Annotated in this window: 16 protein-coding genes; 3 read left to right on the top strand and 13 right to left on the bottom strand. The window is 51.9% G+C overall.

Annotated features, from left to right (window positions below):
- Window positions 1-501: 501 nt before the first annotated feature.
- Window positions 502-699, top strand: coding sequence for a hypothetical protein (locus AWU74_RS01130; RefSeq protein WP_062326786.1), 198 nt, complete (start codon window positions 502-504; stop codon window positions 697-699).
- A gap of 192 nt (window positions 700-891) precedes the next feature.
- Entirely contained in the window at window positions 892-2,889 is a 1,998-nt protein-coding gene (gene uvrB, locus AWU74_RS01125) for an excinuclease ABC subunit UvrB (protein ID WP_062326784.1), read from the top strand.
- A gap of 256 nt (window positions 2,890-3,145) precedes the next feature.
- Here uvrB and AWU74_RS01120 read toward each other — a convergent pair whose 3' ends face one another.
- From AWU74_RS01120 to trhA, 5 genes are all read right to left on the bottom strand, one after another.
- Window positions 3,146-4,063 (bottom strand): homocitrate synthase/isopropylmalate synthase family protein, encoded by a 918-nt coding sequence (locus AWU74_RS01120; protein WP_062326782.1) that lies wholly within the window; start codon window positions 4,061-4,063, stop codon window positions 3,146-3,148.
- Window positions 4,064-4,130: 67 nt separating this feature from the next.
- A complete protein-coding gene (locus tag AWU74_RS01115; protein ID WP_062326779.1) occupies window positions 4,131-4,439 on the bottom strand; it encodes a (2Fe-2S) ferredoxin domain-containing protein in 309 nt (102 codons plus the stop codon).
- Window positions 4,440-4,646: 207 nt separating this feature from the next.
- On the bottom strand, window positions 4,647-6,470 hold the full coding sequence (locus AWU74_RS01110; RefSeq protein ID WP_062326778.1) for a nitrogenase component 1: 1,824 nt from the start codon (window positions 6,468-6,470) through the stop codon (window positions 4,647-4,649).
- Window positions 6,467-7,813 (bottom strand): nitrogenase iron-molybdenum cofactor biosynthesis protein NifE, encoded by a 1,347-nt coding sequence (gene nifE / locus AWU74_RS01105; protein ID WP_238580113.1) that lies wholly within the window; start codon window positions 7,811-7,813, stop codon window positions 6,467-6,469. Before nifE ends, AWU74_RS01110 begins: the two co-directional genes overlap by 4 nt.
- Before the next feature lie 133 nt (window positions 7,814-7,946).
- A complete protein-coding gene (trhA, locus tag AWU74_RS01100) occupies window positions 7,947-8,588 on the bottom strand; it encodes a PAQR family membrane homeostasis protein TrhA (protein WP_062326776.1) in 642 nt (213 codons plus the stop codon).
- Between trhA and pth the strand changes: the two genes are divergently transcribed.
- On the top strand, window positions 8,588-9,292 hold the full coding sequence (gene pth, locus AWU74_RS01095) for an aminoacyl-tRNA hydrolase (RefSeq protein ID WP_306700892.1): 705 nt from the start codon (window positions 8,588-8,590) through the stop codon (window positions 9,290-9,292). The two genes, trhA and pth, sit on opposite strands and share 1 nt — an antisense overlap.
- Window positions 9,293-9,367: 75 nt before the next feature.
- Here the strand turns inward: pth and AWU74_RS01090 are convergent, their stop codons facing one another.
- The 8 genes from AWU74_RS01090 to AWU74_RS09795 form a co-directional block, all read right to left on the bottom strand.
- The gene (locus tag AWU74_RS01090) at window positions 9,368-10,063 is read right to left on the bottom strand and encodes a nuclease-related domain-containing protein (RefSeq protein WP_238580114.1); all 696 of its coding nucleotides are present in this window, start codon (window positions 10,061-10,063) and stop codon (window positions 9,368-9,370) included.
- Window positions 10,064-10,465: 402 nt separating this feature from the next.
- Window positions 10,466-10,714, bottom strand: coding sequence for a hypothetical protein (locus tag AWU74_RS01085; protein ID WP_062326773.1), 249 nt, complete (start codon window positions 10,712-10,714; stop codon window positions 10,466-10,468).
- Between the two features lie 254 nt (window positions 10,715-10,968).
- The gene (locus AWU74_RS01075) at window positions 10,969-11,640 is read right to left on the bottom strand and encodes a uracil-DNA glycosylase family protein (RefSeq protein WP_162504625.1); all 672 of its coding nucleotides are present in this window, start codon (window positions 11,638-11,640) and stop codon (window positions 10,969-10,971) included.
- The gene (locus AWU74_RS01070; RefSeq protein ID WP_062326767.1) at window positions 11,627-12,214 is read right to left on the bottom strand and encodes a hypothetical protein; all 588 of its coding nucleotides are present in this window, start codon (window positions 12,212-12,214) and stop codon (window positions 11,627-11,629) included. Before AWU74_RS01070 ends, AWU74_RS01075 begins: the two co-directional genes overlap by 14 nt.
- Before the next feature lie 74 nt (window positions 12,215-12,288).
- On the bottom strand, window positions 12,289-12,489 hold the full coding sequence (locus AWU74_RS01065) for a hypothetical protein (RefSeq protein WP_062326765.1): 201 nt from the start codon (window positions 12,487-12,489) through the stop codon (window positions 12,289-12,291).
- Window positions 12,490-12,855: 366 nt separating this feature from the next.
- A complete protein-coding gene (locus AWU74_RS01060) occupies window positions 12,856-13,434 on the bottom strand; it encodes a BglII/BstYI family type II restriction endonuclease (protein WP_062326763.1) in 579 nt (192 codons plus the stop codon).
- Window positions 13,406-14,392: a DNA-methyltransferase gene (locus AWU74_RS09800; RefSeq protein ID WP_162504624.1), complete on the bottom strand. Its 987-nt coding sequence runs from the start codon at window positions 14,390-14,392 to the stop codon at window positions 13,406-13,408. The genes AWU74_RS01060 and AWU74_RS09800 overlap by 29 nt, the downstream gene beginning before the upstream one ends.
- Window positions 14,393-14,660: 268 nt before the next feature.
- Window positions 14,661-15,308, bottom strand: coding sequence for a competence protein CoiA family protein (locus tag AWU74_RS09795; RefSeq protein ID WP_187150771.1), 648 nt, complete (start codon window positions 15,306-15,308; stop codon window positions 14,661-14,663).
- Between the last annotated feature and the right edge of the window lie 108 nt (window positions 15,309-15,416).

The raw sequence follows: 15,416 nt of genomic DNA, 5'->3' as shown, positions 1-15,416 counted from the left end.
CGTATCCGCCCGCCCAATATTAAACGGCTTATTGGAAAAGGAATATAAACTTATTGAAGACAAGGAATATTATCCATATATAAATGGTAAAAAACATTTTGCACGGGTATTGGTGCAGAAAGTATAAGAACGGGCAAAGAAATCATGGGGTACGGACAAACGGCGCCTAGCATACGGTTTGCGGCGCTATGCGCTTCTACGCCTACCGAGAAAGCCTGCCGGAACTTTCCACACACGAGGCTACCGAGTAAATCCCGTCGAGGAGTGAAAGCCTCTATGCCATACTACGGGTAAGCACCTACTGTGCCTGCCGAGCGATATGCTGACGGTTTCTGTCTCGTTGCCTATCGAGCGATTCACCGAGGGGCGACATAAAACCGCAATACGGGTAAGCCTTCTACCGTATTTATCAAGAAGGCTTGCCGAAGGGCGGCAGGCAGAACAGAGGTTCTACCTCAGATAGTGTGGACTAAAGAGGAGGATAGAGGTAAAACGGGAGGCATGAAAAGAAATGAAGGCATTCACCGGCACGATATAAGCGGCGAGGCGCGGGAGCGGATAAAAAACTGCTGCCCGGGCAGGGAAGCACGGGAGAGCGGCGAAAGACAACCGTTTGTTTATCAGCGTGGCAGACGCGCACGGGCGCTCCGCGGAGAGACACGCCGCCAGAATTCGGGAACCGGGGAACAGCATGCATAAGCGGTTTTGCCGCCGACGGGACAAAGGAATCGAGAAAGGGAACGGGCTTTGCCCGCTCCCTTTCTCTCCATTTCGGTAGCCCCAGTCGGTGCTTGCCTGTACGCTATGCCTATCTGCCGAGTTTCCTCAAGAAACTCGGTCGCAAGCCGTGTCCGGCTTTGCCGAACACGGCTTGCGCACTATACTTGCCGCATGAGACCCTTCAAAGTCGTGTCCCTCTACGAGCCCGCCGGCGACCAGCCGCAGGCGATAGCGAAGCTCGTTTCGGGTTTGCGGCGCGGCGACCGCTACCAGACGCTGAAAGGCGTTACCGGCTCGGGCAAAACCTTCACTATGGCGAAAATCATAGAGCAGGCGCAGCGCCCCACACTCGTCGTCAGCCACAACAAGACGCTCGCCGCGCAGCTCTACCGCGAGTTCAAGGGCTTTTTCCCTGACAACGCCGTCGAATACTTCGTGTCGTACTACGACTACTACCAGCCGGAAGCCTACGTGCCCGCCCGCGACCTGTATATTGAAAAGGACGCCTCTATCAACGACGAAATCGACCGCATGCGCCTCGCCGCCACCTACGGGCTTATGGAGCGGCGCGACGTCGTCGTCGTGGCGACGGTGTCGTGCATTTACGGCTTGGGCATGCCCGACCTGTACAAGGGAATGCGCGTTCACGCCGAGAAGGGGCAGCGGCTCGACTTCGGGTCACTCGGCAAACAGCTCGTCGCGCTTCAGTACAGCCGGAACGACGCGGTGCTGGAGCGCGGCAACTTCCGCGTCCGCGGCGACGTGCTGGAGGTTTACCCCTCGTATATGGAGACCGACGAGGCGTACCGCATAGAGCTCGACTGGGACACAGTGTCGCGCGTCCGCCGCTTCAACGTCTTGTCGGGCGAAATCATCGAGGAGCTGGACGAGACGGTGATTTATCCCGCGAAGCACTTCGTCGTGCCGCAGGAAATGCTCCGCCTTGCGACGGAGAAAATCCGCGCGGAGCTTGAGGGGCAGCTCGCCCGCTTTCAGGCGGAGGGCAAGCTGCTCGAAGCCGAGCGGCTCAAGACGCGCACCACCTACGACATAGAGATGATGCAGGAAATGGGCTACTGTCCGGGCATAGAGAACTATTCCGCGCCGATTGCGGGGCGCGCCGTCGGGGAGCCGCCCGCGACGCTGCTGCACTATTTCCCCGACGACTTTCTGTGCTTCATCGACGAGGCGCACGTAACGGTGTCGCAGATAGGCGCAATGTACGAGGGCGACCGCTCGCGCAAGCAGAACCTCGTCGATTTCGGTTTCCGCCTGCCCTGCGCGCTCGACAACCGCCCGCTCAAGTTCGCCGAGTTCGAGGCGAAGCTGAATCAGGCGATTTATGTGTCGGCGACTCCGCGCGCGCAGGAAATCGCGCAGAGCGCGCAGGTGGTGGAGCAGCTTATCCGCCCCACGGGGCTGCTCGACCCGCTCATAGACGTGCGCCCCTCAGAGGGGCAGATGCAGGACATTTTCCGCGAGGTGCAGGCGCGAATCGCGCGGCACGAGCGCTGCCTGCTTCTGACGCTGACCAAGAAAATGGCGGAAGACCTGACGGACTACCTGAGCGGGCTTGGACTGAAGGTGCGCTACATTCACTCTGAGGTGGAGACGATAGAGCGCGTCGAAATCCTGAAGGGCTTGCGGGAGGGAGAGTTCGATGTGCTTATCGGCATAAACCTGCTCCGCGAGGGAATCGACCTGCCGGAGGTGTCGTTCATAGCGATACTCGACGCGGACAAAATCGGCTTTCTGCGCTCGGTAACGAGCCTCGTCCAGATAATCGGGCGCGCGGCGCGGAACAGCGCGGGGCAGGTGGTCATGTACGCCGACCGCGAAAGCCCCGCGATGACCGAGGCGATAGCCGAGACGCGGCGGCGACGCGGGGTGCAGGAGGCGTACAACGCGGAACACGGCATTACGCCGACGACGGTGTCTAAGGCTATCGAGGCTATGCTGGTGCGGACAGCCGCCGAGAAGCGCGAGGCGGCGGAGGTCGAGACGGCGGCGCTGCGGCAGGGGCTGAACCTCTTCGTGCCGACGCAGCGGCGGAAGCTGGTGAAGGCGCTTGAGCGGGAAATGACGGAGCACGCCGACCGGCTGGAATACGAGCAGGCGGCGGCTATACGCGACGAAATCGCGGCGCTCCGGGCGCAGTTCGGCGCATAGGCAGCGGTCAGTAAAAGAGGCGGGGCGCACGGGCGACTCTGTTTTAGAGTAGAACAGTGCCTCTACCTAGGGCAGGACAGAGCCTCTGTCTAGGGTAGCACAGAGCCTCTGTTTAGAGCGGCACAGCGTCTCTGTGTTGGGCGGGCATGAGGTACCTGCACGGGCGGGCATAAGACACCTGCCCGCACCGCGTTCGGGCATAAAAAAAGAGCGGGGGTTTCGCCCCGCTCTTGTGCGTCCTGCCTCTCTGCTTCACCTATGGGCTGCCCGCGCGCAGCATATCGAACTCCGCGTCCGTAAGCCCCCGCCCCAGCCGCGCCGAGGCGTCCTGCACCTGCCGCAGCAGCGCGCCGACCGCGCCTTCGTCCGCTTCCAGCCCCCGCTCGCGGAGCGCGTGCCGAATGGAGCCCCGCCCCGAATGCGTGCCGAGCGTTACCGTGTGCGTCATGCCGAGCAGTTCCGGCAGGAACGGCTCGTAGTTGGCGGGGTTCTTCAGAATGCCGTCAACGTGTATGCCGGACTCCACCCAAAAGATTCTGTCCCCCACCACCGGCTTGTGCGGCGGCACCGCCTCGCCCGTCGCCTCCTCATACGCGCGCTTCAGCTCCCGCAGTACGGCGAACGACGCGCTCCCCTCAGGCGCGCCCCGACGAGCGCCCGCCGTAACGTGCCGGCCCACGAGCACTTCCTCCAGCGGCGCGAAGCCGCCTGCGCCGAGGAAGCTCACGGCAAGCCGCTCCCCGCCCCGCTCAAGCCATTCCAGCGCGAGCGCGGTCGCAAAGCCGCGCCGGTCCCCGGGGCAGAACTCGACCGCGCCCGCATAGCACCGGAGCCGCCCGAATACCTGCGGATAATCGTACAGCAGCAAATCGTCGAGACCCGTGATTCGACACGGCTCCCCGGCGGGGAAGCGTGCGCCGGACGGGAACTCCGCCGCCGAATCGAAGCGCAGCTCGGCTATGCGCGCGCCGCCGTCCGCGATTTCGCCCTCCGAAAGGCGCAGCGCTGTCCGCTCGGGGACTACCGCGCCGCCCAGCTTTTCCCGCACCGCGGCGCTCACCTCGACCTTTGCGACGCCGGTTTCGAGGAGCAACCGGTAGAGCCGCCGCAAATCCGCCCCCGCGCAGCGGCTCATATCCGGCAGCGAGAGCAGGCGGTCAGTGATTTGAATCATGACGGTTTCAGCCGACGCCGAATGCCTGCGCCGCACGGCTTATGCGGCATCGGCACGCGCGGCGCCCCTAAATCAGCAGGGACTTCACCGGAGTCCCGCCTTCAAGGTGTTCCTCCGCGATAACCGCCACCTTTTCCGCGTCGAGACCGCCGTACCAGACCCCGTCGGGGTATACCACCGCAATCGGACCCTTGTCGCAAATGCCGAAGCAGCTCGTGGCGGAGACCAGCACCTCGCCCGACAGCTCGCGCTCGTCGATTTCCGTCATAAACGCGCGCACCAAATCCTCACTCCCGCGGGAGTGGCACAGTCCCTTCTTGTCGCCGGAGAGCTTCGTCCCCGCGCAGACAAACACGTGATACTTTGGGCTAACCATTTTCGTCTCCTCTATATTCGGGAAACCCGGGAGGCTTCCGCTCCGGGGTTTCCTTGATTTGCTTGCACTATTCCGCCCGCCGACGCCGCGCTGACAAGGCACCGTATTAGCAGGGCATTACCGGCAGGCTCCCGCGAAAACCGACACCGCGTTTTCCCCGAAGCCCTAACCGTAAAGTCCTATCCGCAAAGCGCTCTTTGCGAATAGCTAATACCTCGAAAAAGCCGCCGTCTCTTTCGAGGAGGCAAGCAATTCCGCCGCTTCCTTCACCGCGTCTTCAATGCGGTTGTACGTGGTGAAGGTCTTGATTCCGCGCTTGTGGAGCGCGCTCATCGGCGCGTCGCCTATGCGCATGGTTATGACGCAGGCGCAGTCCCGAATCACTGCTACCGTGGCATCTAGTTTGCTGGCTTTGCCGTCGCAGTCGTCCGGACCGCAGTACTGCGATACGCTCCGCCGCTCCTTGAAGCGCGCCTCGCCGCCGCGGTGCTCGTAGATATAAAAGTCCGTCGCGTGCCCGAAATGCTGGTCGACCAGCACCCCGCCCTTTGACGAAACCGCGAATAGGACCGGCGTTTCTTCCGCCGTTTTGCCCTGCACTGATTCTGTGCCCATATCGTGTTCCTCCCTCTTCTCGCTCGTATAATACTTGTCGTACAGTTCCTGCCGAAACGTATGCTCGGTCTGACTCAAAAGCGCGTTGGTGATTCGGTCGAGCAGCGTAAGCGCGCCTTCATAGCCCAGCGTGCGGACGCGCTGACCGCCGATATGGTCGTGAATGGGGAATGCGGCGCGTATCAGCGGGATATGCAGCTTCTCCTCGATTCGCCTGCCGTCGGAATTGCCGACAAGCACGTTGACGTTCATATTGCGGGCGCAGCGCTCGACCGCGTCAAAATCGCAGTCGTCCATAACGACCGCCTTTTCTTCTAAATGGAAGCGCTTCGCCGCGTCGATATCCGCTTCGAGCGCGGCGGCGAGGCTTTTGCAGACTGTCCCCGTCGCGGCGACCGCCGGAAACGCGCCGTTTTCCGCAAGCAGACGGCACACGCCGTACACAAAATCCGGCTCGCCGAACACAGCCGCCCGGAGACGCGCATTGTGTTTGTGAGAGTCCACCATAGCGTCCAAGAACCGTGCCCGCTGTTTTTGCAGAGCCGCCGTGCGCTTCCCGCCCGCCTTTTCGAGCAGTCCGATAAAGACGTCGGTATCCCGCAGCCCGACGGGAAGCGGAGTCCGCGCGAGGGGAACGCCGAATTCCCGTTCGAGATAGCGACCGGGCGAATACTCCTCGCTGACGAACGAAGCCACCTCTATGCTAAGCTTTGCCCCAGCCATACGCGCAATATCTTCCAGCGCCGTGCCGGATTCCGAAAGCCGCTTGTATGCCGCTTCGTGCCCGCCGTCGAGGTTTTCCGAAATGTCCGGCAGCAGCACCGCGTCGACGCCCATTTCCGCGAGCAGCGCCTTCAAAAAGCGCGTGTCGGCGGGCGAAATCATGCCCGTAATGACGTTCACCTTGCTGTTCGGGCGCGGGTTCATATCCACCTGCTCCACGACGGCGCGAAGCGCGCGGAAAAAGCCTTCGTACTGCGTCCCCGCGTACCCCGCCGACGACACCGAGACGATTTTCGTCTTCACCTCGGGGCGGGCGGACAGATAGTTCTGAATCATGCGCGGTACGTCCTCGCCGATAGTTTCGGCAAGGCACGTAGCGGACACGCCGATGATTTCGGGGTTGTAAAGCGTAATTAAGTTGTCCAGACCCTTCACGAGGTTCTTCTCGCCGCCGAACACGGTGCCTTCTTCGGTGAGCGACGACGAGGCGATATCGACCGGCTCGTTGTAGTGCGTCGCCATATGCCGCCGGATATATGTCGCGCAGCCCTGCGAGCCGTGCAAAATGTTCATGCACCCTTTAATGCCGCACAAGGCGCTGACGCTGCCCATTGGCATACACATTTTGCAGGGGTTTACGTTGAGCGGCACGAGCGCCGGATTCCGGGCTATGTTTTTTGGGTTTCTCTTCATAGATAGTCCCACACCGGACTGTTCATCGAAAGGTGGATTTCGCGCGTAAAGTTGACGACGCCCTCATAACCGGCGAGCGCGTGCTTGCGCTCATGGTTGTGGTCGCAAAACGCGATTCCCAGCTTGTACGCCAGCGGGCGCTCTTTTACGCCGCCGACCAGAATGTCCGCGCCTTTTTCCTTCATAAAGGCTTCCAGTTCCGCCGGATTCGCGTCGTCCAGCACTACCGCGTTTTCGCCGACGAGGCTCCCGATGATTTCGTAGTCTTCCGGCTGCCCGGTCTGCGTACCGACGACGACTGTTTCCACGCCCATTGCGGCAAACTGCCGTATCAGCGAAATCGCCTTAAAGCCGCCGCCCACGTAGATAGCGGCTTTCTTCCCCGCGAGGCACTTCCGGTACCGCTCCGCAAACGGCGCGATCTCCGCCTCCCGCCGACAGGTAAACGCCTTTGCCTTTTTGAGCGCCGCTTCGTCACCGAGCGCTTCCGCTATCCTCAGCAGCGATGCCGACGTATCCTCCGTGCCGAAAAAACTCACCTTTATGTACGGCACGCCCATTTCCTCTTCCATGCGCTTGGCGAGATACGTCATGGAACCCGCGCACTGCACCAGGTTGAGCCGTGCGGCGGGCGCTTTGAGCAGGCTCTCATACGAGGCGTCTCCGGTGATAGTGGATATGACGGGAATGCCGATTTCCTTCAGATAATTGGCGATAATCCACATTTCGCCCGCAAGGTTGAAGTCCCCCAGAATGTTCACGCCGCGCCGGGAATCGGGGTCAAGGTCCGCTTGGCGGCTGATAAGCTCCATAAGCGCGTCGCACGCCATACGATAGCCGAATGATTTGTTGCCTGAAAAACCCGGCGACTTCACCGGAATAGCGCGGACGCCGTGCCGTTTTTCCGCGTCTCGGCACACCGCTTCCACGTCGTCCCCGATAACGCCGACTATGCAGGTGGCATACACAAAGAGCAATTTGGGGCGGTGCTTTGCGACGGCTTCGTCGATAGCCCTCGCCAGCTTATCCGCGCCGCCGAATACCACGTCCTCTTCCCGCAAGTCGGTGGAAAAACTGTTCCGGGACAGGCTGCTGCCGCTCGAAAGGCTGCCGCGTATGTCCCACGTATACGACGCGCAACCGATAGGTCCGTGCACGATATGAAACGCGTCGGTAATGGGGTTGAGCACCACCCGCGCCCCGCAATACACGCAGGCGCGCTGGCTCACCGACCCCGACACGCTGTTTTGGTCGCAGCGGATTCCGCCGCCTTCTTTTCCGTAGCCGATAGACGCCTTGCGTTCTTCCAGTATCTCCGCCTGCTCCACTATCGCGTTCGCCACGCTGTGCTCCTTCCGTCAAAATTATGCTCAGCCGATAAAAAAAGTCCCCGGCCCATGACGGGCAGGAGACTTCTTTGTCAGCGCAAGGTAAGCATACACGGAACCGCATAGATATGCAAGCGGGCGTATGCCGCTATTGCACCGAAAAGTACACCGAAAAAAAATGGCACGCGCTGCCGACGAGCACGAACAGGTGCCACACGGAGTGCAGCCATTTTTTCTTGAGCGCGTAAAAAACGCAGCCGACGGAATACGCCCCTCCGCCCGCGAACAAAAGCACCAGACTGACGCGGGGAAGCGTGTGATACAGCCGCTTCGCCGGAAAGACGATAAACCAGCTCATTATGAGGTAGGTGATAACCGACAGCGCCCGTATCCGGCTGCCGAATACGGCGTAGACCGCAATGCCAGCGGCGGCGATTCCCCAGATGACGCCGAACAGCGTCCAGCCGTATCCGCCGCGGAGCGCCGTCAGGCAGAACGGCGTATACGTGCCCGCTATCAAAAGATATATGGACGAATGGTCGAACACGGCGAACAGTTTTTTTGCGCCGAGGGGCGTCAGCGCATGATACAGCGTAGACATAAGATACAGAATGAACAGCGAAATGCCGAACATTGCGAATCCGATAACATAAAAGTGCTTTCCGTCCGGCGGGCTCGCGCTGAGCGCGCGCGCAATTAAGATAACCAGCGCCGAAATCGAAAGCGCCGCGCCGATTCCGTGGGTAATCGCGTTGAAAATCTCTTCTCCGGCGGTGTACCGTTTTGTCATTGTTTCTCCAACCAGTTAGACACGGCTCCGCCGGTTTTGTTGCGGCTTGCGCGGAAATATCCGTTCCCGCTATACTCGGCGCGATGATTTCCCTGATTGTTTTCTTAGGAAATCCCGGCGCGGAATACGCCGCAAACCGCCACAACGCGGCGCGGCAGTTTGCCGAGACGCTTCCGTTCGCGGGGCTTCTGGAGTGGAAACGCAAATTCCGCGGACAGTGCGCCGCGCTGGAACGCGCCGCTTTGCCCGCGCCCGCTTCCGGTAAAAGCCCCGAAAACACGGGCGGCAGGCTCTGGTTTCTGAAACCGGAAACCTATATGAACCTGTCGGGGGAAAGCGCGGGAGCGTTTATGCGGTTTTACCGGATTCCGCCCGCAGAAACGCTCGTCGTGCAGGACGAGCTTGAGCTTCCGCTGGGAACAGTCAGCCTGAAGTTCGGCGGGGGGCTCGGCGGGCACAACGGGCTTCGCAGCGTGGCGGCGGTCTGCGGAACCCGCGATTTCTGGCGGCTCCGCTTCGGAATAGGGAGACCCGAAGGCGCCGACGTGCTGCGCCACGTATTGTCCGATTTTTTGCCCGCCGAGCGCGAAACGCTTCGGACGGTCTTTGCGGAAACCGCCGCGCTTATCGCCGCGCTGTTCTCCGCCGAGCCGGAAACCCTGCTTGCGCTGTGGGGCAAGAAGAAACTGACAAATTCGGCATAGGGGCAAGGCAAAGTGCGGCAAAGCCCCTCTGTTTGCAACGAAAACCCCGTTACCCTCTGCCTGTTTAGACGATAGTTATAGTCTTTTTGTGAACCCGCAGTTAGGATAATCGGAACAGCCCATAAAGTCGCTATATTTTCCTGTGCGTTTTACCAGAGCCTTGCCGCAGCGAGGGCAAATACCGTTCTCTAAATCATGCTGCATCTGACGTATGTTTTTAACATGACGCTTCACGGAAAGGGCGCTTCGGCTATCGGAAAGTTTGTTGAAAATTTTTTCTGCCTCTTCCACTGTCAGCTCCGGCTGATTTTCTTTTCCGTATGTTAATGTCGCCTGTAATCCGCTGAGACCGACGACAGTCGGACTATCAATGTATTGTATATTGTTTTGAACAAACACCACGATAGAGTGAGTCGTTACGCCGCCGAGCAGTTTGCTTACGCGATATGCGTGTGTCGCATTTTGTCTCACCGGGTTATAGAGCTTGTTTTTTATTTTTCCGTAGGCGAGCGCCTGTGTCCATTCCGGCTGCTTGTCTCTGCCGTAAATCCGGCCTGAGTAATTCTTGGTTTCAATAACGAAAACCCCGCGTTCGCTGATATAAATATGGTCAATCTGACTGGTTTTTCCTTCATAGCTAAGCATATAGTTATTCAGCACATATTGCTTATTGGGAACCGTCTTTCCTATAATTCTGCGAACTCTTCGTTCTCCCAGCCACCCTTTGCCTTTAGGCGAGGATAAAAAAGAGCTGACTATCGCAAACAGCACCGCAAGCAAGGTAAATGCTATTATAATTTCAAACTCCCGACCTCATAGTCCCGAATCACGCGCGGAAACCGCCCGCAAAACCCGCTCGGCAGGCGCAGAAAGCGCTTGCCCATATTCCGGCGCACAGACGAGAGTCTCTTTTTTACCGGCGTTCGCCTGTTAGCCAGCATACAGCCTGCGCCGTCGCCTTTCGGGGAATCGCTCGGCAGTTTTACAACTGTCAGCGGCGATTGTTTTTGTAGGCAGAGAAGCGAAGCGTAAACCGCATGTTATGTGAAGTTTAGATACCTTCACAATAATTTTATGCATCAATGCCCAAAATTAAAACAGGAGTATCAATATTTGAAACCCCGCGTTTTTCCAAATCCCATGCGAACTGTTCAAAATAAGAAACACCTGTACTCATTTCGTCCGCAATGCCGCTTTGAGCGCGTCCCGTGCCTCATTTTTTGCCAAAACGTCCACTTTTCCCCGATTTGGGTCTTCGGCTTGGGTGTATGCCGTCTGATAGGCGGTTAAAAGTGCCTCAATAGGGGTTAAAGCCGTTTCCTGAATGTTAAAATTGGTCAAATGCGCCGTCACATAGGTCGTTAGGGTCTTTGCCCATTCCAAAAACGCCCCATCCTGATGGGGAATGAAGTCTCCAGCCATAATTTACGCTCCTTTTGGGGGGAAATTTGAAAAATCCGCCCCTTTTTTGACATTCTACAAGGCTTTGGTAGAGTTCTACGAAACCTTTGTAGTGTTCTACAGAACCTTTATAGTATTATACCATATTTTGGTAGTGTTCTACAAGACATTCATAGATTTCTACGGAACTTTGGTAGAACTCTATGAGACTTTAGGGGTGTTCTACAGGGCTTTGATAGAACACTGCAAAAAACAAGGCGTATTATAAATGTTCGTTATTCTTTACGGGATTTCCAATCAGAAAAAGCCGCATAAATACTGTCTCTATACATTTCATCTGTCATTCCGCCTTGCCAATATGCTGGGTGATAAGCACTGATATACAGTCTATCTTTACCACAAAAGTAATTATACCCACTCATATTGGCCATCGGCATTGGTTGCAGTTCTCGAAAGGGTAAATCCTTTGCAAAATAATGAAGCGTACTACCGCCTATTATAATATTCGGTTTGTATGCTTCAATTTGCTCCAAAAGCAAATCTTTGTGATTATTATAGGCATTTTGTATTTCGTCGTTGTTTGCTTCTGAACCACCGGGAATCTTTTTGATATTGATATAAGCTATGCTCTGAAATGCGTCAAGAGGTGCTAAATTGGAAAGTATGCGTTGAGAAACCAACATTACCCGTTTTGTTGTGGGAGATTTTTTAATTTCCGCCTCTGTTGCCGTGCGATAGTAGGCGAGCAAGTTACCATGTTCATGGTTTTCACCCCCATAGTTTGCTTCTTTTAATATCCAAAGCATTTTTGGTTTTGCGTTTACATATTTTTCAATATCAATAATGCCGTCAATTACAGAATAGTTTCCTTCTGCGGTTGGCGGTATGGCATTGATTTGTTGAGCAATTTCTGCTTGTTGTTTTTTTAGTTCTTCAATCTTTGTCATTTTCATCTCCATTTTTCTTCTCTCCCTTTAGTATTGACGATAATTTGCCGTCTTTTTCAAATTCATATAAAATAGTTCCGTTATCGTAAAACCAATATTTTATACCTAATTCTTCAAGAGAATCGGTGCTTTCCGGTTTACCCCTAATTTTTTTTACTTCATTTTTTTTCATACCTATTTTTATTCCATCAACGGCTAAAGAAAATGGCATCTCAAACGTAATAGCCTGTACTTTTTTCGTATCTAATGTGAAATGAAGACGTAATCCTAAATTTTCATTAGAAAATGTGAAACAAGATTTATTCTTGTTGTTTTCATGCTCCACCGGCATTAAAACAATGTCTTTATTTAATAAGGTTGAAATTTCTGTAATACCCATGCCCAATTTTACTTGTAGACACTTTTCCATTATTGCCATTCTTTTATTAAAATTTTCCATTTCCAGTATAAGCTCAATCTGTGCGAATGATAATTTAACTATTCTGGCGATTTCAGCGGTTGTTAAACCTTTATTAAAAAGGTCCACAATCGCTTCCCTAGAGTAATTACGCTCATGCTCAATCATTGTTTCCATAGTGTGCCTTTTTTCCAATAGATTTAATAATACGCAAGTGCATAGAAATCGCGCTTGCGTATTAGCCGGAAATATTATATTTCCTCCCATTTAAGATGACTCCGATAACCGTTTGCTTCATTCGGTGTAATACCAAGCGCCTCAGAAAGTCCTTCTGACATTTCCGCATCGTTAGGGTGCGAAGCGCCCCCTTTAGCTACCGCATCAAATCGCAAGCCTTCTGCCGCCTTGGCGTAGCCTTTTGTCACCTCATAATGAAAAATCTTGTCTGCCATTTTTGGTCTCCTAAAACGTATTTACTATATTCTACAACAGTTGATATGTCATAGAATGATAGACCTAGTTAAAATTCTGCAATTTTTACAGAATTTTTTATTCTTTGCGCCGCCACGGATGGCGGCGCTCTTACTATGTTCAGTTTTTTATTTCCTTTTGTCAATACTTTTTTCCAAAATTTGGGCAAAAAAGAATTTCGCCTAACGTTCTAGGTTTGCGACGTTTTCCGGCGGATATGAGCGAAGCGTCAGCTTCGCCCGCCGAAAAATGTGCTGTAGCGACCGGCAGGGAGCGGAAGCCAAGCCGCTACTGCGGCGCAGCGCAAACCGTTTGTTATACGAAGTTTAGGCACCTCCACAATAATTTTATGCATCAATGCCCAAAATTAAAACAAGAGTATCAATATTTGAAACCCCGCGTTTTTCCAAATCCCATACGAACTGTTCAAAATAAGAAACACCTGTACTCATTTCGTCCGCAAAATGTTTTACAGGAACTATTTCAATTCCCGCATCAATAATGCCCAAATTTCTGAAAATAGTCATTTTAGCACACACATTATATACCATAAAGGCATACTTTCCGAATTGAACTTCAATTCCAAGTTTTTTAGGTGCTTTCAAAAAATCCATATCCCGAAAAGGTGCTTGAGATGTTGGTGACGGTGGAATATAGCCAGGAAGGTATTCCCCATAATCATACGCACATTCCACTTTTCTATGTTCCCAGCCTAAAGGCCCGAAAATATCTTTAAATGCTGTATTCAATTCTTTTGGTGAGTACAGTGTTTTACCAACCATTGTTTTTTCTTCACTTTCCTTATTTTTGCACCGTGAAGCATCGACGCGACTGATTACAGACATAATTTCTTTCAACTCATCTGGGTAGTGCTCATTGATAAATTGTACACCGCTATTAAAATCGAATTTCGCAACAACTTTCATTATTAGCCCCCTCTTTACGACCAATCCATTCTAACGGAACCTGTGAGATTTTTTCGTGTCCAGTCGGTTCAAATATTTGCGTACCGATACTGCGCATTTTCAATTCTCCATTTTCATATTTCTCAATTCTTTGTCGAGTTGTTTCAAGATATTTTTCTTCTTTGTCAACTATCATCCCTTTTCTATGTTGTTTTATTGCCGCGATTAATGACGAACCAACGCCACCGAAAGGGTCTAACACCCAATCGTTTTCATTAGTTAATGCCAGCACGCAACGTTCAACAAGTTCAACCGGAAAAGAACACGGGTGTTCTGTTTTTTCTGGATGATTTGATTTTACATTAGGTATATCAATAACGCCATTTTCCCATTCCTTAGCGATTATTTCCCAATAATCCGATGGATTTTTTCCAAGCGGGTTTCCACTTGGTTGTCCAATTTTTTCACCTTTGTAGTGACACTTTCCGGGGTATTTTGAAGGAACACGTACTGGGTCTAAATTAAATGTATAGTCATCTGATTTTGAAAACCATAAAAGAGTTTCATATCTGCCAGAAAACCTTTTTGATGCGTGTAACCCGTGTCCAAAATGCCAGATAATCCGATTGCGTAATTTTAATCCATATTTTTTAAACAGCGGGTAAAAATATATATCAAGCGGGAACACTTCGCCATTATTTACATAATTTCCTACTTGCCATACGATACTTCCACTGTTATGACAAATACGATACATTTCCGTTATTACCTTGGATTGCCATTGTAAATAATCATCTAAATTCGTTTCTTTTTCATATTCCTTACCAAGATTATATGGCGGTGAAGAAATAATGAGTTTAAAAGCACCTGACGGCAATGTTTTAAGCTTTTCAATAACATCACCATGAGATATTACAATATCCGCATTATTGTCGAATTCTTCATTAATAGCATATTTTTTAGCAAACAATGAACTCATTATACTTTCCCTCTCATATATGTTTACATTTTAGTTTCTTTGATTTCACTTGACAACGGCCGGTTAGGCGTGTTTTTTATGAAAAATTGTGCCTAAATTTCGCCTAACGTGAAAAGGTTATGGTGTTTTTAACGGCAGACACAGAAATCGCTCGCAGTTTTACAACTGTCAGCGGCGACTGTTTTTTTATGGGCAGAGAAGCGAAGCGTAAACCGGATGTTATGTGAAGCGCCCATGCTTACATTTTTTCTATTTAACATATACTGCATTAGAACCTCCTAGATTTTCCTCGTCTCCTTATGCGGTAATTGTTTCTTCTGCTTATACAATTTGGATTAATACAAAAATTTGATAAATCTGGTGGAAATTTTATAATAGAATGTTTTTCTAATGTTTCATCAATATTTTCCAAATCATTTTCTGAATTCAATTCAATTTGAATAAGAATTATACTTTTTTCTTTGTAGTAATTTAGCACATTATCTTCTGGTTTATGAGTAACAATAATTTCAAAAACCACGTCAACGTCACCTTTATTATTAAGTAACGCAATATCTGGCTTACATACTTTCATGTCATATTCATCTTTTACGTCACAATTTTTTGTTAATAAATTCACAGGAAGTATAGTATGACAAAAATTGCATTTCCATATTATATTCATAGGCCGTTTTTCATTAATACAATTTCTAATTTTTTCAAACAGCATTTTCTTAAAAGTCTTATGTAAATAACCTTCTCCAGAACAGTTGGCAGACGCATGATTATGTGCAAAATGATGTTGCCTAATATCTCCTTTTTTTAAAATAAATTTTTCTTTACATTCGGGGCAATAATAATCTGTACCTGACAAAGCTTTACTAATGTGAATAATCTTACCATTATTATCTTCTGCAAATCTATTTAATAATTCCATTTTTTTCTCATTTTCACATATTTTTCTTTGATAAGACATTTAGCATTTGTCTGGTACAGATTATTATTGCCCCGAATGTAAAGCAAAATTTATTTTAAAAAAAGGAGA

The organism is Treponema endosymbiont of Eucomonympha sp. (genome assembly GCF_001028545.1).
This window is presented reverse-complemented; position numbering and strand designations above follow the sequence as displayed.